The sequence below is a fragment of the Natronobacterium haloterrestre genome, from assembly GCF_900112205.1.
Lineage (GTDB): Archaea > Halobacteriota > Halobacteria > Halobacteriales > Natrialbaceae > Natronobacterium > Natronobacterium haloterrestre.
On the sequence record NZ_FOKW01000007.1, the window covers coordinates 117,067 to 136,473 of the forward strand.

Sequence of the window (19,407 nt, forward strand, 5' to 3'; positions counted from 1 at the left end):
GGACCCACCTTCGACGTCGGAACCGCTCCACCCGAGCGGGTGGCCCGAGCGGGACGGCCGGACCGGGTGATCCATCGATGACCGAGCGACGGCTCGTCACTGTCGTGACGTTGCTCGCCGCGGGTATCTCGGCAGTCGCAACGTCGTTCGGAATCTACGCGACCTCCGAGCGGTTCCTCGTCTCGTCGTTCAATCGACTCGTCCTCGAAGTACTCCCGGGCTGGTTCGTCTCCGCGGTCATCCAGCGGTTCGGGGATCTCGCACTCGAGTTGAGTCTGCTCTTTTCGGGCGTCCTGCTGTCCGTGATCGTCGGTTCCCTGGCCCTGGCCGGATACCGGCTGGGTGCGAGCGCGTTGCCCGCTTCCCGGGAACTGGTCGGGGCCGTACTCTCGGTCGTGTTCGTCTTCCTGGCAGCGTATCTCGTGGTCGGCGTCGCCCGCGCGGCCATCCTTCCGGCGGTCGTCGGCGGCGCCGTCGTCGCGGGATTCGATCACCTCTCGACCGCGGGAGACGCGAGTGCCGATGTGAGCCCCGACCGGCGTTCGGTCGTCCAGGCGGTCACAGTCGTCGCTGGGTACAACGTCGTCGCTCACGGACTCGGCTTCCTTCGCCGGAGCCAGACCCAGCGAACCGAACGCGAACTGCAGGAACGCGCGACGCGACTCGAGGCCGAACACCTGGTCTCCGAGGCCGACGACGCCGGACTGGAAGCCGACGGAATCAAGCCGTTGATCTCCGAAATCGGCGAATTCTACAAGGTCGATATCAATCCGAGTCCACCCTCGATCGATCCCGACGGCTGGCGCCTCTCCGTAACGGGGCTCGTCGAGGAGGAACTCGAACTCGACTACGACGACGTCCGTGGGTACGAAACCCGCAACCGGTACAAGGCGATCCGTTGTCTGAGCGACGACATCGACGGTGAACAGCTGGATACCGCCGTCTGGATCGGTGTTCGGATGGCAGACATCCTCGAGGAGGCCGGGATCGAAGACGAGGGGGAGTACGCGTTGCTGTCCGGCGCCGACGATTACTACTACTCGGTCCCGCTCGAGGACCTCGAGGAGTCCATGCTCGCGTTCGGGATGAACGGGATGGAGCTTCCCGCCGGTCACGGCTACCCCGTTCGACTGCTGGTTCCCGACCGCTGGGGGAAACTCCACGTCAAGTGGCTCACGGATGTCGAGATCATCGACGACGGGGAAGGCGGTTACTGGGAGGAACGCGGCTGGCACGGAATGGGGCCGGTCAACGCGGTCACGAAGGTCGACCGGATCAATCGGCTCGAGGACGGCGGTATTCAGCTGGTCGGACACGCCTACGCGGGTGCCCGCGACGTCGAGACGGTCGAGGTGTCGATCGACGGCGGCGACAGCTGGGAGTCGGCGACGCTGAGCGATCCGCTTCCGGATTCGGACACGACGCGCCAGTGGTTGTACGAAATCGATCCTGACGAGGGTGATCCGGACAGCTACGACGTCTACGCGCGAACGATCGACGGTGAGGGGACCGTCCAGCCGGAAGCCCGATCGGACCCGTTCCCGGACGGGGCCACCGGATGGGCCCACAGGTCCGTTCGTCGGGGCTAACTCCCCTCTCCAGCCGTCAGATCGAAAAAATTCACCGGCCTCGCTCGAGGCCTCGGACGTCAGTGCCGGTCGATCGTCCCGGCGGCGTCAATCCTGTCCACTCGATTCGCGCTCTGCCGTTACGTCCTCGAGACGCTGCTCGAGTTCCGACAGTCGATTCCGAAGGTAGAACACGTAAACGACGAGCGCTCCGAATACGGCACCGTAGGCGAACAGCAACAGGTAGTCCATGGCTGATCAGTACTCCTCCGTCGGTTTGTAGGTTTCCGTCCGCGAGCGCTTCTTCAGCGAGTCGACACGGGTCGTGAGTTCGTGCAGACGAACCCTGGCCGCAAGCAGGGACAGGTAGAGAAACAGGACGGCGACGAGCGACACGAACAGCACCGAGGCCGTAATGGCGGCTTCCGCGTCGGGGTTGCCGACCGACGGCGCGTGCAGCCGGGCGGTCCACAGCCGCGTCGACGCGTAGGAAATGGGAACGGTAATGAACCCGATGACGCCGTAGACGGAGGCGAGACGGGAGACTCGGCCCGCTCCGCCGCCACTCGAGTAGATGATCAGATAGCCCGCGTAGATGAACCAGACGAACAGGAAGGTAACCAGCCGGATATCGGACCAGTTCCACCAGGTGTTCCAGATGACGCGTCCCCACGCGCTGCCCGTGACCAGCGTCAGCGTCGCGAATACGAACCCCAGTTCGGCAGAGCCGTGGGCGAGTTGTTCCCAGAACCGAGTGCCGGTGACGAGATAGCAGACGCACCCGAGGAAGGTAACCGTCAGCGCCAGACCACCGACCAGTGCGAGCGGGACGTGCCAGTACGCAATGAGGTTGACCCCGTGGCTGACGCCGTACATCGAGTCCGACGCATAGCCAAACACTAGCCCGAGCGATGCGAGGCCGAACAGTAGCGTGAGATACCCGTGCACGGAACTACGGAGTATCCGCCGTAGTAGTCCGATCGTCCGTTTTTCGTACGAGCCCATACTCCCGGGTTCGCTGCCACTCTCAAAAAACATCCGTCCCGTTCCCACCGTTCGGAGAGTTCTCGGCGTCGGATGGGTGACCGCCGACCTCCGTCGGCGAACGTGTCAGGTTCAACCTATATAAGAGGACTGTATTTTACAGACGTACCGGCGTAACCAGTTACTAATAAGTAGGGGCTACTTATGCACCATTGTCATCGACTGACAGGATAGTTCACGTTGTCCATCCTCGCTGCGACGGGTTTCACAACTATTAGGCCAGCCCCTCGCTTACGGGTGGCCATGAAAGACCTGTTCCGCAAGGCAGCCCGGGGCGAACCCACCGAGCGCCCCCCGGTGTGGATGATGCGCCAGGCCGGCCGGTACCTGCCGGAATACCGGGAACTCCGGGAGGACTACTCGTTCCTCGAGGCCATCTCCACGCCGGAAGTCGCGGCCGAGATCACGCTCCAGCCCTGGGAGCGGTTCCGTCCCGACGCCGTCGTCATGTATTCGGACATTCTGACCGTGCTCGAGCCCCTGGGGTTCTCCTATCACCTCGAGTCCGGCGTCGGCCCGGTCGTCGAGAACCCGGTCGAAGCGCCTGCAGACACCCGCCGCGAACGCGGCGACGTCCGCGAACAGCTGTGGTACGTCGGCGACCTGCTCGAGCGACTCACGGACGAACTCGGGGACCAGGCCGCGACGCTTGGCTTTGCCGGCGGTCCGTTCACGCTTGCCGCCTACGTCTGTGAGGGGACGCCCTCGCGGTCGTTCATGGCGGTCCGTCGGCTCCGGGCGGAACACCCCGAGGCGTTCGAGCGACTGCTCGAGGCCTTTACCGACGTGCTGGTCGAGTACGTCGAGTTCCAGGTCGAGTCGGGTGCCGACGCCGTCCAGCTGTTCGACACCTACGCCGGGTTGCTCTCGCCGGCCGACTACCGGGAGTTCCTGCTCCCGTTACACCGGAGGGTCCTCGAGGCCGTCGACGCCCCGACGATCGTGTTCGCGCGCAACGTGAGCGGCAACCTCGATCTGCTGGCCGACAGCGGGGCCGACGTGGTCGGCCTCGACTGGACGGTCGACCTCGAGTCGGCACACGAGCAACTCGCGGACGAGGACGTCGCGATCCAGGGCAACCTCGATCCCGCCCTGCTGTACGGCGATCCCGAGACGGTTCGCGAGCGCACACGCGACGTCATCGACGCGGCGGGCGACGCCGGCCACATCCTCAATCTGGGCCACGGCGTCGACCGGAACACGCCGGTCGAGAACGTCGAGGCGTTCTTCGAGACGGCGAAAACCGTCGAGTAGAACGGATCTAGTTCTAGTTTTCCGGCGGCAGTCCCGCGTTGAAACAGTACGTCCCCGGCTCGTCGCGGCACTGACACTGCCGGAGCTGATAGTACGACGGCTCGAAACCGGACAGGAACGGCTCCACGACGTCAGCGAGCAGCCCGGGGAACCGCGGGTCGTCGTGGGGCACCGGGACCCGGTGGAGGTCGAGGCCGACTTCGGCGGCGTCCTCCGCGAGGTCGACGTCGAGTTCGACCAGCGTCTCGGACTGCTCGTGCATGAAGCTCATCGGCTCGACGACGACGCGTTCGGCCTCGTCGCCCAGGTCCTCGACGACCTCCTCGGTCTCGGGCTCGGTCCAGTCGATACCGCGGTTCTGGTGGTTCTGGTAGCCGATCTCGTACTCCTCGAGGCCGATCATGCTGGCGATCGCTGCGGCGTGTTCCTCGACGTACTGGTCGTACCGGCTGCCCTCCTCGAGGTACTTCGTCGGCGTGCCGTGGGCCGAGAAGACGAACGCGGTGTCGGGGTCCGAGAGGTCGAGCCCCTCCTCCTCGGCGAACTCGCGGATCCCCTCGGCGCGGATCCGGTTGTAGACCGGCGCGCGGTGCCAGCCGGTGATCGAGGAGAAGTCGGGTTCGTAGCCGTCGACTTCGTCGATCGACTCCTCGAGCGAGTCGATAGCGGAGACGGTCGTCGACGGCCCACAGAGCGGGTAGATCGGCACCGCGAGCACGGACTCGAAGCCTTCCTCCGCCAATTCCTCGGCGACGTCGGGGATCAGCGGCTCCATGAACTGCATCGCGTGGTAGATGGTAACGTCGTGACCCCGTTCCTCGAGCGTCTCGTCGAGGGCTTCCGCCTGTGCGGTCGCCTGTGGCTGCAGCGGCGAGCCGCCGATCTCCTCGTACTCCTCCATCAGCCCCGGCAGCCGGCGCTTGGCCAGTTCGCGGGATCGTTCCCAGGCCGCTTCCTCGGATTCGGCGTCCTCGAGCGAGGCGTTGTCGTAGAAAATTCGTGTGAGGTACTCGAGCACGACGTCGCGGTCCGGTTCGGACGGCTCTCCGAAGTTCAGCAGGACGATAGCGGTCTCCATGATCGGCTGTTAGGAGAGGTCCGGTATAGGTACTTCGGAGACGGAAGACCGGACAGCCTGCGCTCAGTTCGATTCGGCGACGGCGGCCGACCGGCTCCGGTCCCCCTCGTCCTCGGCGAGTTTGCCGGCAAGTCGTTTCGCGTTCCGGATCCGTCCGGGAATTCCGGGACGGCCGACGTAGTTCGCACAGAAGTGAATCCCCTCGGGTGGCTGGAGGTCGTCCATCGCCGTCCACGAGCGGTCGTAGGCGGGCATCCCCGGATCCCACCGGTGGACGTGGATCGGCGTCGCCGAGGCACCGGTGAGCCGTTCGAACTCCGCCGCGGCGACCGCCCCGAGTTCCTCGTCCGAGCGGTCGGGCATCTCCGGATCGCTCGCCGGGTCGACGTAGCAGGTGAACAGCCGGTCGCGGTCGAGGAAACTCGCGTTCCAGGTGCTGCCGCTGATGCCGACGTCCGATCCCGATGGAACGAGCGCGCCGATCCCGTCGCGCTCTAGGTCCGACTCCACGAAGACCATCCCGATGGGGTTGTAGTTGAACTCCCGGAGCGTCGTCGCGAGTCCGTCGTCGACCGACTCGAGCAACGCGGCGCTCGTCGGAGCCGGTGTCGTCAGGACGACGTCGTCGACCCGCTCGGTTCCGTCGGGAGTGACGATCTCGTATCCTTCTCCCGTTTCCTCGATCCGTTCGACGGGCGTCTCGAGGGCGATCGAATCGGCATGTTCTTCGTATAATCGTTCAGATAGTTTTCCGAGACCATCGTCGAACGAACATATCGGCGGTGCGTCCCGACCCGAGACGACTTTCCGGGCTACCCACGTCAGGATGCTCCCGTCGATCCCGGCTCCGTCGAGGGCTCGACCGAGCGAGTACTCCATCAGCATGTCCCTTGGGTCGGTCCCGTAAAGACCGCTGTACAGCGGACCGAAGTACCTCCGGGCGGCCTGTCGACCGAACTTCCGTACGAGGAACTCGTCGACCGTCTCGCCGGGGCGCTGTGGATCGGTGAAGGGTTCTTTCAGGATGCGGAGTTTTCCCCGGGGACTGAGCAGGTCCGTCGTGATCGCCTCCCGCACCGACAGGGGGACGACCTCGAGGGAGCCGTCGTGGTAGACGTAGAGCGGTTGATCGTCGTCCCCGATCCGGAGCTGGTCGCGAAGTTCGAGGTCGTCGACCAGCGACTCGATACCGGGCGTGAGCCGCAGTCGCTGCGGACCGAGTTCGAGGACCCGGCCGTCGACCCGACGGCTCCGCATGACGCCGCCAGGTTCGTCGCGCGCCTCGAAGGCTGCGACGTCCGCGCCGCGTTCCTCGAGCGATCGGACGAGCGTGAGCCCGCTGATACCGGCTCCGACGACGCCGACGGTCATCTCATCGCCCCGTTCCGCTTCGCCGTGTTCGATCGTCGATTCCGGTGGGCACTGCCGTATCCATTGTCGGACGTTGCTAACTCAGCGACATAACGATTCCGTTGTCGCGGTTTCACTCTGCGAAACATAACTAAATATGGATATACATTCTTATCTGATATATTCGAGAGGTTCAGTCAGTTCTGTGACTATCCAGCGGTGGAAAACGATGTGACGATCGGTCCGGACGACCGAACCGGAAAGGAACGATGCCGTTAGTCGTCGGCCGGTGCCGCGGGGGAGTCGATCTCGGCCGTCGGCGGTGCACTCGTCAGCTTGTACACACCGTAGACGAACCAGACCAACAGCCCGAGCGCGATGATGTACGCTCGCAGGTCCGGCGACACTACCGGCGTCGCGACGATCGCTCCCTCTTCCTCGACGGGGACGTGCGGCGCTCCCGCGAGGTCGTTGATCAGGCCCATGACGACGATCCCAAGCAGCATGAGACCGCCGCCGAGACCCATAGCGATCCGGTCGACTACGTCGGTTGTTGTCGTCATCGTGATCACCCCATGAGGTACCGCAGCCATTTGCGATTCTGTACGTAGTCGGTCCCCTCGAGGTACGCGTCGATTCCGAAGACGCGGCCGGCACCGAACACGATCAGCGTCAGGAACAACAGTAGTCCCATCAGGTCGCCGTTGACGAAGCCGTGGCTCCAGTCGGCGTTCCCGAAGTAGAAGAAGAACATCAGGATCGCCCCGTTCGCCGCGGCGAGCCTGGTCAGACAGCCCACTATCAGGCCGAGTCCGATCGCAAGCTCACCCCAAGGGATCATCAGGTTCGGCAACCATACCGCGTTGGCGGCGAACCACGACGTAATCGGGTAGATGAGCGTCCCCTCCGCGGCGTACATCATCCACCCGTGGGCGTCGTAGAACACCCCGTGTTCGACGATTTTGGACAGTCCTGCTCCCAGGAACCACCAGCCGACGATGAGCCGCAGGAACACCAGCCAGTAACTCGTCCACGGCTTGTCGAGTTCGAACGCTACCGAGCGTCCGAACAGTTCGGTCCGGACAGGTTGTGTGTCGTATGTCATGTTGAATCCACCCTGTTTCGCGGTGCGGTCGAAGTCCGTTTCGTTCGTAGTCGATTCCGGTGTCGCCCGACACGGGTCGTCACACCTGGTAGTAGTCCGTCCCGTGCGGTAGGTTTGATACTGAATACTACAGTTTTTTATAAGGAGAACCGAACCGTGTCGGGAGACCGACCACAGTCGCGGTCAGGAGGACGCGCTCGCCCGACCGACCCATCACGCTCGTCCGGCAGTAGTACAGCGAACCCGAAACTCGCCGACCCACCCCTCGAGTCGTTCCAGAAGGGGGAGAAATTCCTCGTCGCCGAAGGTCGACCAGCATCCTCCCTCGATCTCACTCTCGATCTCGATCCGCAAAGTGACGGTCGTCCGGCGGTCGCGCTCGCGACGGTCGACGGTAACGTCCCTGACACCCTCGACCTCGAGGCACTCGAGACACCAGTCGAACAGCCAGCCTTCGTGTTCGGGACGGTGGTCGACGAGTCCGTGGTCGATCTCGTACTGGATTTCACACAGGCACGACCGCGTGTCGGTTCGGTCGGCACACTCCCCGAGAACGGCGGGTTCGCTCCAGGAGGGGTCTCGCTCGAGGGACATACGAGTACTAACGATACCGACAACGAAGGTAGTACGTCTCTATACTACACGGGTTTATAACCCCTCCACTACCGGTTCCACTCCGAGAGCCGGTCCGTGGCGGAACTGGTCCACCCCGTCGATCCGGCGCGTGTCGCCGGTTCAGCCCCGAACGAGCGAGTTGACTAGTTTCGACTCGACCGTGTTGAGCCGCTGGGAGACCGCGGACCGAGAGACGCCCAGTTCGTCCGCGAGGTCGCCGAGGTCCGCCCGACGGGGCGTCTCGTAATACCCCGACTCGACGGCGGCGACGACCGCCTCGCGCTGTTTTTCCGTTAGCCCGTCGGCGTCGGGATCGGGGGTGGTCCGGCCGTCGGCGTCCGGCCCGGAACTCGTGATCCGCTCGAGTTGGACCGTCGCCCCTGTCTCCCGGAGATCGTTGACGATCCGCTCGAGTTCGGTTCGGTTCGGCGTCGTCAGCGAGACCCGAAGCGAGTCGCGATCGACGCCCTCGATCGACGTGATACAGTCGTGACGCTGGAAGACGGGACAGATACAGCGATCGGTGACGTCCGTCCGGATATATTGCGATCCGCCGTCGCTCGGGTCGGTCACCTCGGATCGGCACTCGCAGCCGTCGCTACAGTCACCGTCTCGACAGAGGAGGTCCTGATCGATCGCAGCGTCGCGGTCGCCGGCGTCCAGAACGGAACAGTATGCCTCCGAATGTGGCTCGATCCGGAACTGGGCGCGAACGTAGCTCGAGGGATCCGGGGCGGAAGCCGACTCGGACTCACGAGCGGATTCCTGCAGCGCCATTACGTCCGTTCATTCGAGGGCTGTTAATAAAGGCCGACGGAGAATCCCCAATCGATGGGAATGCAGTCGCTCCGAACGGCGGGAGGCGTCACGAGTCGGTGAACGAACGTACGAGCGTCGTCTCGACGGCGTTGAGCCGCTGTGACACCGCCGACTTCGAGATGCCGAGTTCGTCGGCGAGATCCTCGAGCGTCGCCTCCCGCGGGCGGCCGTAGTAGCCAAGTTCCACGGCGAGCTCGACGGCCTCGCGTTGCTTTTCGGTGATCTTCGTGGTATCGACCTCGAGGCTCGTCTCCGCTTCGTTCGGCAATCGGGTGAGCCGGCGCAGCCGGACCGCCGTCGCGTCGCGCTCGAGCGCATCGACGATTCGGCCGATCGTCTCGCGGTCTTCGACGATCACGGAGACGAGTAACGAGCCGTCGCTGACGCCCTCGACGTCGAAAACACAGTCGAAGCGAGACAGGGTCGCACAGAAACAGCCCCCTTCGATCCGCTCGGAGACGTACCGGCGCTCGGCTTCCCCCTCGCTCTCGGATTCGACTGTCACCGCGCTGTGACAGACGTTGTCCGCGGAAATGCTCCGTTTGACGGCGGTCGCGTTGGGGGCCGCCGAAGCGACGGGACAGGTCGTCTCTCCCGGCGTCACCTCGAGCATCGCGCACAGCGGCCTGGCACCGGAGTCGGCGTCAGTGTCGGACCGCCTCGCAGCGGAACGAGCGGATTCCACGGTCATACTCGTGAATCCGTGAGACGACCGAGTATAAGAGGCGGATCGTTCTTGATCCGTGAGGGACGACCTGAACGTGTCCATGCGCTATTTCATCGGCCGGGAATCGCGACGGCCGTTTTGGATCGCCCGTCCCGGAAAATAACGCACGGGCAACCTCCGTCCGGGACACCATGACACGACCTCCAGCGGATCCACGAACTCGAGAGCAGTTACGCGAGCGCCTGCGGGCGGTCGAGGACCCCATCCTCGACGACGACATCGTCTCGCTGGGCCTCGTCACAGACCTGACCGTCGAGGGCGACGACGCGCTCGTCTCGCTTGCCTTCAACGCGCCGCTGTCGCCCGCCGAGTGGGAGATGTGCGACGAGATCCGAGCGCTGTGCCGAGGGATGGGACTTACACCCCGGCTGTACGCCGACACCGATCGGAGCGATGCCCTCCCCGGGGTCCGGAACGCGGTCGCGGTCGGCACGACGGTCCCCGGGGCCGCTCCAGGGCCGGCGGTCGGGACGCTGACAATGGAACTGGAACGGCTCGGGGCCAGCGTCGGCGTCTTCGACCTGCGTCCCGAACCGACCGTCGAGAGCTGGCTCGACGGCGTCGAACCCCCCGACGTCTCCGACGACCCGTTCGTCCCGCCCGAGGCCCGCGGGGTGCCGGTGGTGAGACTCGGATCGCTGGTCCCCGACCCGGGCGCGGTGCCCGCGACCGACGCTGTCCTGGAGTTTCTCGTCCCGCACGTGCTCGAGCGCGCCGAGTGGGGGCCGATCGATTATCTGCTCGTCGTGCTGCCGTCGTCGATCGATGCCCTACCCGAGGTCGCAGTGAACGAGACGCCGATCGAGGGAACGATCGCCGTCGGGCCCGTCGACGAGGGTCTCGGGCCGGTTCGGACGGCCGCCCGGGAACTCGACTCGGCGACCCCGGTGATCGGCACGATCGGGACTGCCGACGACGGCGGTCCTCCGCGTGCCCTCGAGGAACGGAGACAGGTCGGTGCCGGTCCCACCCCGGCGTACGGACCGGACTGCGGCCGGGACCGTGACCGGTTCCACACCATCGCCGACGTCGAGGAAGATCTCGGCTGTCCGTACCTCGGCACGCTCACGCCCGGGGCCGCTCCGGAAGACGACGGGGACCGCGAGGGATCGACGTCGGACGATCGACTGCCCCCGTCGGCGGAGCGTCCCCTGGCGGACGAGTCCGAGAACCGGTCCGCTCGAGCGGTGGCGACCGCCGTGGCGGATCTCGTCGGTCGGATCAACCGCCGCCACGCCGCGAGCCGCCAGACGGCGTGATCGACCGGCGTTCTCGGCCGGACCGTCCCGGCGACGAGAACGATATAAAGATGTGGAACGGTGAAGGTAGTTCCCGGACGATTGGAAATGCCATTATAAAGTATCTCCTTCTCCCGCAAAGGCTCGGGTGTAGTGATACCATGTCATGGACGATAGCCGTCGGGGTCAAACAGGTTCCCGACGCCGACGAGGTCGGTATCGACCCCGATACGGGCCGGCTCGACCGGGCGAGTGCGCCCGCCGTCATGAACGGGCCGGACCGTGAGGCGCTCGAGGCCGCCTTCAGGATCCGCGATCAGGCCGGCGGCGAGGTGATCGCGATGAGCATGGGGCCGCCGAACGCCACGAGCGTCCTCGAGGAGGCCGTCGCGATGGGCTGTGACGACGCCGTGTTGGTCTCCGATCGGGCGTTCGGTGGCAGCGACACCTGGCCGACGAGCCTCACGCTGGCCCGGACCGCCGAGGCCCTCGACGCGGACGTCGTCGTCTGTGGCGAGGAGACGACCGACTCCTCGACGGGGCAGGTGCCGCCGGGGATCGCGGCCCACAACGACTGGGCACAACTCACCTACGCGGAGGCCGTCGACGCCCGTCCCGACGAGAACCGGCTCGTCGCCCGCCGGGACGTCGAGGGCGGCCACGAGGTCGTCGCCGCGGATCTCCCGGTAGTCGTCGCGGCCGCGTACGGCGAGTTCGAGCCCCGGCCCGCGCCGCTGCACCGCAAGATCTACGGCGAAAACGACTTCGAGCCGACGGTCTGGGACGCCGAGGATCTCGAGATCAAAGACGAGGTCGGCCTCGAGGTCTCGCCGACCTCCGTCGGCGGCATGGAGACCGTCGATCCGGTCGAGCGCAAGAGCGAGGTGGTCGACGACGTCGACGACCTCGCCGAGTCGATCGAGGAGGTGGTAGCATGAGCGACGAAGGCGAAGGCGAAGGCGAGAGCGAAGAACACGAGAACGGCGTCGTCGACGTCGACGAGTACGACGACGTCTGGGTGTTCATCGAGGAACACGACGGCGAGGTCATGTCCGTCTCCTGGGAACTGCTCGCGGAGGCGCGGACCCTGGCCGACGAACTCGGCGACGACCTGGTCGCGCTGGCGATCGGCGAGGGGTTAGACGACGTCGCCGAGCAGGCCCTCGAGCGCGGCGCGGACCGCGTGCTCGTCGCCGACGACCCGGTGTTCGAACCCTACCGGGCCGACCCGTACGGCGACCAGTTCCGCGCGATAGTCGAGGAGCGCAAGCCGTCGATCGTCCTCATCGGCGGCACCCACACCGGCCGGGACTTCGCCGGCCGTGTCGCGGTGCCGGCCCACGCGGGCCTGACCGCCGACGTCACCGAACTCGGCGTCGACGAGGACGGCCTGCTCGAGGCGCGTCGACCCGCATTCGGCGGGAACGTCCTCGCGACGATCCTCTGTGAGGAACACCGGCCGCAGATGGCGACGATCCGGCCCGGCGTCTTCGAGGCCGCCGATCCGGACGGGGAGGCCGACGGCGAGATCGTCGAGGTCGACGTCGTCGTCGAGGACGACGACTGCGTCAGCGAGGTGCTCGAACGGGAGGTCGGCGACACGGCCGACATCACGGAAGCCGACCGGATCGTCGCCGTCGGGCACGGTATCGACGGCGACCTCGAGCCGGCCCGTCAGCTGGCCGACGCGCTGGACGCCGAGATCGCGGCGAGTCGCGCCGCGGTCGACGAGGGCTGGGTCGACGGCGCGCGACAGGTCGGCCAGACCGGCAAGACGGTCCGCCCCGAACTGTACGTCGCGGTCGGGATCAGCGGCGCGGTCCAGCACCTCGAGGGGATGAACAAGAGCGAGACGGTCGTGGCGATCAACAACGACCCGAACGCGCCGATCTTCGAGCACGCCGACTACGGCATCGTGGCCGACCTCTTCGACGCCTGTCCGGATCTCGCCGAGGAACTCGAGGGCGTGACCGAGCCACAGGAGGTGGTACAATGAGTCCAGAACTGGAAAGCGACACCGTAGCCGATCCGAACTACGACGACGAGTTCGACGCCATCGTCGTCGGGGCGGGCCTCGCCGGGAGCGCCGCCGCCCTGACGATGGCGAACCGCGGACTCGAGGTACTGATGATCGAACGCGGCTCCTCGCCGGGAGCCAAGAACGTCTTCGGGGGCGTCCTCTACACGCCGACGATCCGCGAGTTGACGGACTTCGAGAACGCGCCGGTCGAACGGTACGTCGCCGAGCGCCGGTTCAGCATGCTGACCGAGAACGACGAGACGGCGTTTTCGCTGCGCCCCGGCGAGTGGCACGAGGAACCGCACAACGACTCCTACACCGTCCTGCGGGGTGAGTTCGACGAGTGGTTCGCCGAGCAGGCCGTCGAGGAGGGGGCGACCCTGCTGACCTCGACGACGGTGACGGGGCTGCTCCGCGAGGACGGCCGCATCGCCGGCGTCGAGACCGACCGTCCCGACGGCACCATCCGCGCGCCCTACGTCGTGCTCGCGGAGGGGGGCAACTCCCTGGTCAGCGAGGGGGCGAACCTTAAGGCTACCGAGACCCGCGAGAACGTCGCCGTCGGGGTCAAGGAGGTCCTCGAGTTCCCCGAACGCGACGGCGTCATCGAGGACCGGTTCCGGCTGACCGACGACGCCGGCGTCTCCTACCATTACTTCGGGGAAGGGGCCGTCGGCGACGCCTTCGGCGGCGGGTTCATCTACACCAACGACGACACGGTAAGCGTCGGCGTCGCCTACCGGATCGAGGACGCCGCGACCCACGACCAGTCGCCGGAGGAGACGCTGAACGCGTTCAAATCCCATCCGGCAGTCGCGCCGCTGGTACGGAACGCACGGACCGTCGAGTACAGCGCCAAGACCATCCCCGAAGGCGGTGCCGACAGCATCCCCGACCTCGTCCACGACGGTGCAGCGATCGTCGGCGACGCCGCCGGTCTGGTGCTCAACAACGGCGTCCACCTCGAGGGGACCAACATGGCCGTCGAGAGCGGCTATCACGCCGGCAACGCCATCGCACGCGCGGCCGAGAACGGGCGCGTCGGGGCCGAGGCCCTGCAGGTCTACCCCGAGGCCCTCGAGGAGTCGTTCGTCGTCCAGAACCTGGAACACTACAAGTGGATGATGGACGCGGTCGAGGAGGACCGCGACCTGCTGTTCGAGGACCTGCCGCGTGCGTTCGCCGACGCCGGCACGGAGTACTTCCGGATCGATCGCACGCCGAAGGAATCGCACGCCAAGAACGCGAAACGCGCCGTCCTGGATGCCGTCGGCGGCTGGACCGGCGCGGCGAAACTCGCCCTGCGGTACCGAAAGGTGGTGACATAAGATGAGCGTCCAACCCCAGACCCCCGACCTCGACAACGACTCGATGGAGGATCGCCTCTACACTGTCAAGTACGACGACCCCGGCGACTCGCACCTCGACGTGAAAGTCACGGACGTCTGTGCGGAGTGTGAGACCAACGACTGCGTCCGCGTCTGCCCGGCGAACGTCTGGCGCGAAGGCGACGACGGTGTCCCCCACATCGCCTACGAGAACTGCCTCGAGTGCTCGAGCTGTCGGTTCGCCTGCACCTACGACAACGTGGTGTGGACCTACCCCGAGCGCGGCGCCGGGATGACGTACAAACACGGCTGACGGCCGCCTCCGACGGCTGAACTCGTCCAGACGGTTCCCAATCCTCGGGAACGGCAAGGACGTTTCTTGAGTGAGAAACACAAGCGTACGTATAGAGGGTGATCTCCATGACCGACCGACTTTCCGCCGACGACACACCCGCTATCGCGACCAAAGAAGACGCCGCGGTCACGGCCTACGACGCGCTCAGCGACGCCGGCTGTGATGCCGTCGTGACGTCGATGCCCCGTCGGACCCGCTCTACGTGGATCGTGCCGGCGACCAGCGAGGACAGTTCCTGGCGGGTCCACATCGACCCGCGAACCGGAAAAACGCGTATCGTCGAAACGCCCGAATGAGAACGGTTCAGACCGGGTGGTCCATCGACTCCATCAGCACTTCGACGTTCGCCGACTCGTCGGAGAACGGCTCGGGGTAGCTCCCGAGCAACACGAGCAGGTCGCCCTCGTGGGCGAACGAGGTAATCACGACGTCGACGTCGACCGTCCGACCCTGGAACTCCGTTTCGCCGACGAACACGTCGACGTCCCGCCCCTCGCCGAGGATCGGCAACTGGAACGTCTCCTCGTGGGAGAGGTCCTCGAGCTGGTTGCCGTCGGTCTCGAGTTGCGAGAGGAACTCGTCGAGCAGTTCTCCGTTCGAGAGGCCGTCGAGGGGGTTGAACGAGTAGCCGAACCGTTCCATGGCGGGGATCGAGACGGCAGCGAAGACGCTCGCCTCGTGGGACTGCCCGTCGAACTCGCGGTCTTTCGTGTAGACCGACGCCCAGATCGAGGCCTGCACCTCGCGTTCGAGGCCGCCGACCTCGACGGTCTCCTCGAAGGACTGTTCGTCGACGTCGTCCTCCGTGTAGCCGGTCTCCTCGAGCGCGGCCGCACTCGGGGCGGCGCGTTCGGCCGTGAACTCGAGGGGAGCGTTGCCGAGTGCGAAATCCAGACAGCCGGCGGTCAGCGCGAGGGTCCCGGTCGCGCCCGCCGCCAGTAGTGATCGACGAGAGGTAGTCATCACCTCAGTTGTACGCCAGCGGGTGCATATTCCTTACGGCTCCTGTGATCTCGGAGACAAGAGTATCAGGCCTTCTGATAGCACAACGACAGGAGTTCCGGCTCGCGTTCGGGGAGCATCAAAAGTTATCGGGGTTGCCCGCACCTGTTTAGGCATGACCACATTCTCCGACCGGGTCGAGCAGGTGTCGATCAGCGGGATTCGCGAAGTGTTCGAGGCCGCAAGCGAGGACGCGATCAACCTCGGGATCGGCCAGCCGGACTTTCCAACACCCGAACACGCCCGCCAGGCGGCGGTCGAGGCCATCGAGGCCGGGGAGGCCGACGCCTACACCTCCAACAAGGGGACCCGGGAGCTCCGGGAGGCCATCGCGACCAAGTACGATCGGGATTACGGGCTCGAGGTCGACCCCGACCACGTCATCGCCACCTCCGGCGGCAGCGAGGCGCTGCACCTCGCGCTCGAGGCCCACGTCGACCCGGGCCAGGAAGTCATCTTCCCCGACCCGGGGTTCGTCTCCTACGACGCGCTGACGAAGATCGCTGGCGGCACGCCGAAACCCGTGGCGCTGCGGGACGATCTCACCCTCGATCCCGCGACGGTCGAGGAGGCGATCACCGACGAGACGGCCGCCTTCGTGGTCAACAGCCCTGCGAACCCGACCGGTGCCGTCCAGAGCGAGGCGGACATGCGCGAGTTCGCCCGCATCGCCGACGAACACGACGTCCTCTGTCTCTCCGACGAGGTCTACGAACGCATCGTCTTCGAGGGCGAACACCGCTCGCCGATGGAGTTCGCCGAGACGGACAACGTGGTCGTCGTCAGCGCCTGCTCGAAGACGTACTCGATGACCGGCTGGCGGCTCGGGTGGGTCACTGCCTCGAATCGCCGCATCGAACGGATGCTGCGGGTTCACCAGTACGGCCAGGCCTGTGCGTCCGCGCCAGCCCAGTTCGCCGCCGAAGCCGCGCTCACGGGACCGCAGGAGCCCGTCGAGGAGATGGTCGACGCCTTCGAGGAGCGCCGGGACGTCGTACTCGACGGCCTCGAGGACGCCGGCCTCGAGGTGCCGACGCCGGAGGGTGCCTTCTACGTCATGCCGAAGGTCCCCGAGGGCTGGTGCGACGCGGTGCTCGAGCGGGACGTGGTCGTCGTGCCGGGTGACGCCTTCGGCGCGAACGGCGAAGGGTACGCGCGACTCTCCTATGCGACCGGAATGGAGGAACTGAAGGAAGCACTCGAGATCATCGACGACGCGACCCGAGCGGTCCGGTGACGGTCCCCCTTCGTTCCCATCTGGAACAGTAATTCGAGTAACACGTTTATGTTCCTACCCGTCCTACTGCGACCTGCATGAGCGACATCACCATCACGACGACCGATAGCCTCGAAGGACGGGAGATCGTCGAGTACCGCGGCGTCGTCTCCGGCGAGGCGATCATCGGCGCGAACGTGGTCAGCGATATCGCCGCCGGCATTCGCGACATCGTCGGCGGCCGAAGCGGCTCCTACGAGAAGAAAATCGCCGTCGGCCGCGAGGAAGCGATCTCCGACATCCGCGCGGAGGCGGCCGACCTCGGAGCCGACGCCGTCGTCGGCGCGTCGTTCGACTACGAGGAGATGGCCGAGGGCATGCTGTGGGTCAACCTCTCGGGGACCGCGGTGACGACCCGTCGCGAGTAACGGTTACGCTGGCGCGAACTCCTCGAGGAGCGTCTCACAGAACGCCTCGAGGTCGTCCGGGTTCCGGCTGGTGACGAGGCCGTCGTCGACGACGACCGCCTCGTCGACCCACTCCCCGCCCGCGTTGCGGACGTCGGTTCGCAGGCTGTGGTAGGCTGTCAGCGTCCGCCCGTCGACGACGCCGGCTTCGATCAGCGTCCAGGGGCCGTGACAGATCACCGCCGCTGGATCGCCGCCCTCGAGGTGTGCCCGGAGGAGGTCGACCGCGTCATCGTCGGTCCGGAGCGTGTCCGCGCCGACGGTTCCGCCGGGAATGATCAGGGCGTCGTAGTCGTCCGCGGAGACGTCCGCGAACGGTTTCTCGATCCCGTAGCTCCCGCTCCACTCGAGGTCGCCGTTGACCGTCCGCCCGTCTCCCGCCTCCGAGCCGAGTACGTCGACCGTTGCACCCGCCTCAGAGACCGTCTCCTTCGGTTCCGTGAACTCGATCTCTTCGGTCCCTTCCTCGGCGAGGAAGATCCCGACCGTTACGCCCTCGAGTACAGCATCGGTGTCGCTCATTACGCCACGGAGGAGCGACGAACGGGCAAGGGTTGGACTTGCGCGTGCAGCCTACCGACCGCGCAGGAACTCCTCGAGGTCGGCCTCGACGTCGGCGACCGTCTCGTACTCGATGACCTCGACGTCGCCGTTGCCACGGACCATCGCGGAGAGGTCGTGGTCCCCGTCGGGGCGGTACAGACAGCAGACCGGCTTCTCCCAGGCGACCGCGCGGCCGAGTTCGTAGCCGACGCCGAGGCTGGGGGTGGTTACCTCCGCGACCACGACGTCGGCTCGCCGGAGCCAGGTGAGGTCCTGTTCGTAGATGTCGGCGTCCGTGAGCCCCACCTCGGCTTCCTTCTCCTCGACGTTTTCCGTGCCGACGTGTTCTGTCAGGACCGTGCCGTGGTCCTCGAGCACGTCGATGATGGCCGCGTACAGATCGACGTCGGACCGCCCGCCGCGGATCGAGCCGCCGAAGTAGATGTCCATGTCGGCGCGGTTCCGACCGGCGGGGTATCAACGTTGCTGATCGGGGCGCCGTCGTCGCTCGAGTTCTACGCTACTCTACGCTACTCTACGCTACTCTACGCTACTCTACGCTACGACCGCCTCCATCGTCGTTCGCTTCTCCTCCTCGGTCGTCCCGTCGACGAACCCGATTCGGACCGCGTCCACCCCCTCGATCGCGCCGTACTCCGCGACCCACTCGCGGACCTCCTCGGGGGTGCCTGCGGGCGCTAACTCGTCGAGCACGTCGTCGGGGAGCGCCGCGGCCATCGCGTCGGTGTCGCGGTCCTTCCAGGCCGCGCGGACCTCCTCCACGACGTCCGGATACCCCTGTTCGGCCACCGAGTTGCCGTAGTAGGGGCCGTAGGCCCCGATCATGAACGCGATCGTCTTGCGCGCCTTCCGGCGTGCTGCCTCCCGGTCCTCGCTGGCGATCCCGCGGACGATCGGCGCAACGCGCAGGTCCGCGAGGTCCTTCCCGGCGAGGTCGGCACCCCGACGGAGATCCTCGAGTCGCTCCTCGAGGCCCCCTTTCGTGAACAGCTGTGGTGCCCAGCCGTCGCCGAACCGGCCGGCCATCTCGGTGGCCTTCGGGCCGAGCGTGGCGAGATCGATCGGCGGGGGCGACTCCGGAACGCCGCGCTCGTAGTCCAGCCCCGAAATCTGGAAGATCTCGCCGTCGTAGGCCGGGGTTCCCTCCTCGTAGACGGCCCGGATCACTTCGATCGTCTCCCGGGTCCGCCGGAGCGGGCGGTCGAACTCCCGGCCGTGCCAGCGTTCCGTGATGGCGGGCGAACTCGGACCGATGCCGAGCCGGAAGCGGCCGTCGGCGGCGTCCTGTAGCGTCAGCGCCGTCTGGGCGAGCATCGCCGGCGAGCGCCCGTACGGCGAGACGACGTCGTTCGAAATCCCCAGCCGCTCGGTCCGGTCCGCCGCCAGCGTCAGGGGCGGGACGACGTTCCAGCCCGTCGTCTCGCCGGTCGTGATCCGGTCGAAACCGAGTTCTTCGGCCTCGACCGCGCGTTCGGCGACGTCCTGGGGGCGTTCGTAGTCGTTCAGTGCCACCAGCAGGTCGAGTTCGAACGTCGTGGTCGCGGTCACGGTCGATCCCTCCCTGGTCTTACCCGCCGCAGCCTCGAGCGGCGGTCCGCTCGTCCTGGTCGTGCCATCACCCTCGAGCGCGTGAGCCATTCACATAAAATGGGGCGTC

At 66.2% G+C, this 19,407-nt stretch carries 23 protein-coding genes; 10 read left to right on the forward strand and 13 right to left on the reverse strand.

Annotated features, from left to right (window positions below; genetic code table 11):
- Positions 1-77 precede the first annotated feature (77 nt).
- The gene (locus tag BM113_RS14175; RefSeq protein WP_089788713.1) at positions 78-1,589 is read left to right on the forward strand and encodes a molybdopterin-dependent oxidoreductase; all 1,512 of its coding nucleotides are present in this window, start codon (positions 78-80) and stop codon (positions 1,587-1,589) included.
- Between the two features lie 87 nt (positions 1,590-1,676).
- Here the strand turns inward: BM113_RS14175 and BM113_RS14180 are convergent, their stop codons facing one another.
- Both BM113_RS14180 and BM113_RS14185 read right to left on the reverse strand, forming a co-directional pair.
- The gene (locus BM113_RS14180) at positions 1,677-1,820 is read right to left on the reverse strand and encodes a CcmD family protein (RefSeq protein WP_007141831.1); all 144 of its coding nucleotides are present in this window, start codon (positions 1,818-1,820) and stop codon (positions 1,677-1,679) included.
- Between the two features lie 6 nt (positions 1,821-1,826).
- Positions 1,827-2,573, reverse strand: a complete 747-nt coding sequence (locus BM113_RS14185; RefSeq protein WP_089788714.1) for a cytochrome c biogenesis protein — start codon at positions 2,571-2,573, stop codon at positions 1,827-1,829.
- A 282-nt stretch (positions 2,574-2,855) separates the two neighbouring features.
- Here BM113_RS14185 and hemE point away from each other — a divergent pair, with 282 nt between their 5' ends.
- Positions 2,856-3,866: a uroporphyrinogen decarboxylase gene (gene hemE / locus BM113_RS14190; protein WP_089788715.1), complete on the forward strand. Its 1,011-nt coding sequence runs from the start codon at positions 2,856-2,858 to the stop codon at positions 3,864-3,866.
- 13 nt (positions 3,867-3,879) lie between these two features.
- Here the strand turns inward: hemE and hemH are convergent, their stop codons facing one another.
- The 7 genes from hemH to BM113_RS14225 all read right to left on the reverse strand — a co-directional run bounded on the left by hemH (position 3,880) and on the right by BM113_RS14225 (position 9,524).
- Entirely contained in the window at positions 3,880-4,944 is a 1,065-nt protein-coding gene (gene hemH / locus BM113_RS14195) for a ferrochelatase (protein WP_089788716.1), read from the reverse strand.
- A gap of 63 nt (positions 4,945-5,007) precedes the next feature.
- Entirely contained in the window at positions 5,008-6,315 is a 1,308-nt protein-coding gene (gene hemG, locus BM113_RS14200; protein WP_089788717.1) for a protoporphyrinogen oxidase, read from the reverse strand.
- A gap of 254 nt (positions 6,316-6,569) precedes the next feature.
- The gene (locus BM113_RS14205) at positions 6,570-6,857 is read right to left on the reverse strand and encodes a hypothetical protein (RefSeq protein ID WP_245758061.1); all 288 of its coding nucleotides are present in this window, start codon (positions 6,855-6,857) and stop codon (positions 6,570-6,572) included.
- 5 nt (positions 6,858-6,862) lie between these two features.
- The gene (locus tag BM113_RS14210) at positions 6,863-7,399 is read right to left on the reverse strand and encodes a DoxX family protein (RefSeq protein WP_089788718.1); all 537 of its coding nucleotides are present in this window, start codon (positions 7,397-7,399) and stop codon (positions 6,863-6,865) included.
- Positions 7,400-7,612: 213 nt separating this feature from the next.
- Entirely contained in the window at positions 7,613-7,993 is a 381-nt protein-coding gene (locus BM113_RS14215; RefSeq protein WP_089788719.1) for a hypothetical protein, read from the reverse strand.
- A gap of 141 nt (positions 7,994-8,134) precedes the next feature.
- Positions 8,135-8,791 (reverse strand): helix-turn-helix domain-containing protein, encoded by a 657-nt coding sequence (locus tag BM113_RS14220; protein WP_089788720.1) that lies wholly within the window; start codon positions 8,789-8,791, stop codon positions 8,135-8,137.
- An 88-nt stretch (positions 8,792-8,879) separates the two neighbouring features.
- Positions 8,880-9,524, reverse strand: coding sequence for a helix-turn-helix domain-containing protein (locus BM113_RS14225; RefSeq protein ID WP_245758062.1), 645 nt, complete (start codon positions 9,522-9,524; stop codon positions 8,880-8,882).
- Between the two features lie 167 nt (positions 9,525-9,691).
- On the opposite strand from BM113_RS14225, the gene BM113_RS14230 reads away from it, so the two are divergent.
- From BM113_RS14230 to BM113_RS14255, 6 genes are all read left to right on the forward strand, one after another.
- Complete coding sequence (locus BM113_RS14230; protein WP_089788722.1) at positions 9,692-10,819, forward strand: iron-sulfur cluster assembly protein; 1,128 nt, start codon at positions 9,692-9,694, stop codon at positions 10,817-10,819.
- Between the two features lie 140 nt (positions 10,820-10,959).
- Positions 10,960-11,736, forward strand: coding sequence for an electron transfer flavoprotein subunit beta/FixA family protein (locus BM113_RS14235; RefSeq protein ID WP_089788723.1), 777 nt, complete (start codon positions 10,960-10,962; stop codon positions 11,734-11,736).
- Entirely contained in the window at positions 11,733-12,794 is a 1,062-nt protein-coding gene (locus BM113_RS14240; protein ID WP_089788724.1) for an electron transfer flavoprotein subunit alpha/FixB family protein, read from the forward strand. Before BM113_RS14235 ends, BM113_RS14240 begins: the two co-directional genes overlap by 4 nt.
- Complete coding sequence (locus BM113_RS14245; RefSeq protein WP_089788725.1) at positions 12,791-14,146, forward strand: FAD-dependent oxidoreductase; 1,356 nt, start codon at positions 12,791-12,793, stop codon at positions 14,144-14,146. Before BM113_RS14240 ends, BM113_RS14245 begins: the two co-directional genes overlap by 4 nt.
- Before the next feature lies 1 nt (position 14,147).
- Positions 14,148-14,459: a ferredoxin family protein gene (locus BM113_RS14250; RefSeq protein ID WP_089788726.1), complete on the forward strand. Its 312-nt coding sequence runs from the start codon at positions 14,148-14,150 to the stop codon at positions 14,457-14,459.
- Positions 14,460-14,566: 107 nt separating this feature from the next.
- The gene (locus tag BM113_RS14255; RefSeq protein WP_089788727.1) at positions 14,567-14,797 is read left to right on the forward strand and encodes a hypothetical protein; all 231 of its coding nucleotides are present in this window, start codon (positions 14,567-14,569) and stop codon (positions 14,795-14,797) included.
- 7 nt (positions 14,798-14,804) lie between these two features.
- Here BM113_RS14255 and BM113_RS14260 read toward each other — a convergent pair whose 3' ends face one another.
- Positions 14,805-15,464, reverse strand: coding sequence for a DUF6517 family protein (locus BM113_RS14260; protein WP_089788728.1), 660 nt, complete (start codon positions 15,462-15,464; stop codon positions 14,805-14,807).
- Between the two features lie 154 nt (positions 15,465-15,618).
- Between BM113_RS14260 and BM113_RS14265 the strand changes: the two genes are divergently transcribed.
- Together BM113_RS14265 and BM113_RS14270 are read left to right on the forward strand one after the other, a co-directional pair.
- Positions 15,619-16,740 (forward strand): pyridoxal phosphate-dependent aminotransferase, encoded by a 1,122-nt coding sequence (locus tag BM113_RS14265; RefSeq protein ID WP_089788729.1) that lies wholly within the window; start codon positions 15,619-15,621, stop codon positions 16,738-16,740.
- 77 nt (positions 16,741-16,817) lie between these two features.
- Positions 16,818-17,147 (forward strand): YbjQ family protein, encoded by a 330-nt coding sequence (locus BM113_RS14270; protein WP_089788730.1) that lies wholly within the window; start codon positions 16,818-16,820, stop codon positions 17,145-17,147.
- Positions 17,148-17,150: 3 nt separating this feature from the next.
- Here BM113_RS14270 and BM113_RS14275 read toward each other — a convergent pair whose 3' ends face one another.
- From BM113_RS14275 to BM113_RS14285, 3 genes are all read right to left on the reverse strand, one after another.
- Positions 17,151-17,708 (reverse strand): type 1 glutamine amidotransferase domain-containing protein, encoded by a 558-nt coding sequence (locus tag BM113_RS14275; RefSeq protein ID WP_089788731.1) that lies wholly within the window; start codon positions 17,706-17,708, stop codon positions 17,151-17,153.
- Between the two features lie 51 nt (positions 17,709-17,759).
- Positions 17,760-18,179, reverse strand: coding sequence for a nucleoside 2-deoxyribosyltransferase (locus BM113_RS14280; protein ID WP_089788732.1), 420 nt, complete (start codon positions 18,177-18,179; stop codon positions 17,760-17,762).
- 105 nt (positions 18,180-18,284) lie between these two features.
- On the reverse strand, positions 18,285-19,388 hold the full coding sequence (locus BM113_RS14285; RefSeq protein ID WP_245758063.1) for a TIGR04024 family LLM class F420-dependent oxidoreductase: 1,104 nt from the start codon (positions 19,386-19,388) through the stop codon (positions 18,285-18,287).
- Positions 19,389-19,407: the final 19 nt, after the last annotated feature.

Coding starts and splice junctions, on each gene's coding strand:
- BM113_RS14175 (WP_089788713.1), top strand. CDS start 78: ATGACCGAGCGACGGCTCGTCACTGTCGTGACGTTGCTCGCCGCGGGT.
- BM113_RS14180 (WP_007141831.1), bottom strand. CDS start 1,820: ATGGACTACCTGTTGCTGTTCGCCTACGGTGCCGTATTCGGAGCGCTC.
- BM113_RS14185 (WP_089788714.1), bottom strand. CDS start 2,573: ATGGGCTCGTACGAAAAACGGACGATCGGACTACTACGGCGGATACTC.
- hemE (WP_089788715.1), top strand. CDS start 2,856: ATGAAAGACCTGTTCCGCAAGGCAGCCCGGGGCGAACCCACCGAGCGC.
- hemH (WP_089788716.1), bottom strand. CDS start 4,944: ATGGAGACCGCTATCGTCCTGCTGAACTTCGGAGAGCCGTCCGAACCG.
- hemG (WP_089788717.1), bottom strand. CDS start 6,315: ATGACCGTCGGCGTCGTCGGAGCCGGTATCAGCGGGCTCACGCTCGTC.
- BM113_RS14205 (WP_245758061.1), bottom strand. CDS start 6,857: ATGACGACAACAACCGACGTAGTCGACCGGATCGCTATGGGTCTCGGC.
- BM113_RS14210 (WP_089788718.1), bottom strand. CDS start 7,399: ATGACATACGACACACAACCTGTCCGGACCGAACTGTTCGGACGCTCG.
- BM113_RS14215 (WP_089788719.1), bottom strand. CDS start 7,993: ATGTCCCTCGAGCGAGACCCCTCCTGGAGCGAACCCGCCGTTCTCGGG.
- BM113_RS14220 (WP_089788720.1), bottom strand. CDS start 8,791: ATGGCGCTGCAGGAATCCGCTCGTGAGTCCGAGTCGGCTTCCGCCCCG.
- BM113_RS14225 (WP_245758062.1), bottom strand. CDS start 9,524: ATGACCGTGGAATCCGCTCGTTCCGCTGCGAGGCGGTCCGACACTGAC.
- BM113_RS14230 (WP_089788722.1), top strand. CDS start 9,692: ATGACACGACCTCCAGCGGATCCACGAACTCGAGAGCAGTTACGCGAG.
- BM113_RS14235 (WP_089788723.1), top strand. CDS start 10,960: ATGTCATGGACGATAGCCGTCGGGGTCAAACAGGTTCCCGACGCCGAC.
- BM113_RS14240 (WP_089788724.1), top strand. CDS start 11,733: ATGAGCGACGAAGGCGAAGGCGAAGGCGAGAGCGAAGAACACGAGAAC.
- BM113_RS14245 (WP_089788725.1), top strand. CDS start 12,791: ATGAGTCCAGAACTGGAAAGCGACACCGTAGCCGATCCGAACTACGAC.
- BM113_RS14250 (WP_089788726.1), top strand. CDS start 14,148: ATGAGCGTCCAACCCCAGACCCCCGACCTCGACAACGACTCGATGGAG.
- BM113_RS14255 (WP_089788727.1), top strand. CDS start 14,567: ATGACCGACCGACTTTCCGCCGACGACACACCCGCTATCGCGACCAAA.
- BM113_RS14260 (WP_089788728.1), bottom strand. CDS start 15,464: ATGACTACCTCTCGTCGATCACTACTGGCGGCGGGCGCGACCGGGACC.
- BM113_RS14265 (WP_089788729.1), top strand. CDS start 15,619: ATGACCACATTCTCCGACCGGGTCGAGCAGGTGTCGATCAGCGGGATT.
- BM113_RS14270 (WP_089788730.1), top strand. CDS start 16,818: ATGAGCGACATCACCATCACGACGACCGATAGCCTCGAAGGACGGGAG.
- BM113_RS14275 (WP_089788731.1), bottom strand. CDS start 17,708: ATGAGCGACACCGATGCTGTACTCGAGGGCGTAACGGTCGGGATCTTC.
- BM113_RS14280 (WP_089788732.1), bottom strand. CDS start 18,179: ATGGACATCTACTTCGGCGGCTCGATCCGCGGCGGGCGGTCCGACGTC.
- BM113_RS14285 (WP_245758063.1), bottom strand. CDS start 19,388: ATGGCTCACGCGCTCGAGGGTGATGGCACGACCAGGACGAGCGGACCG.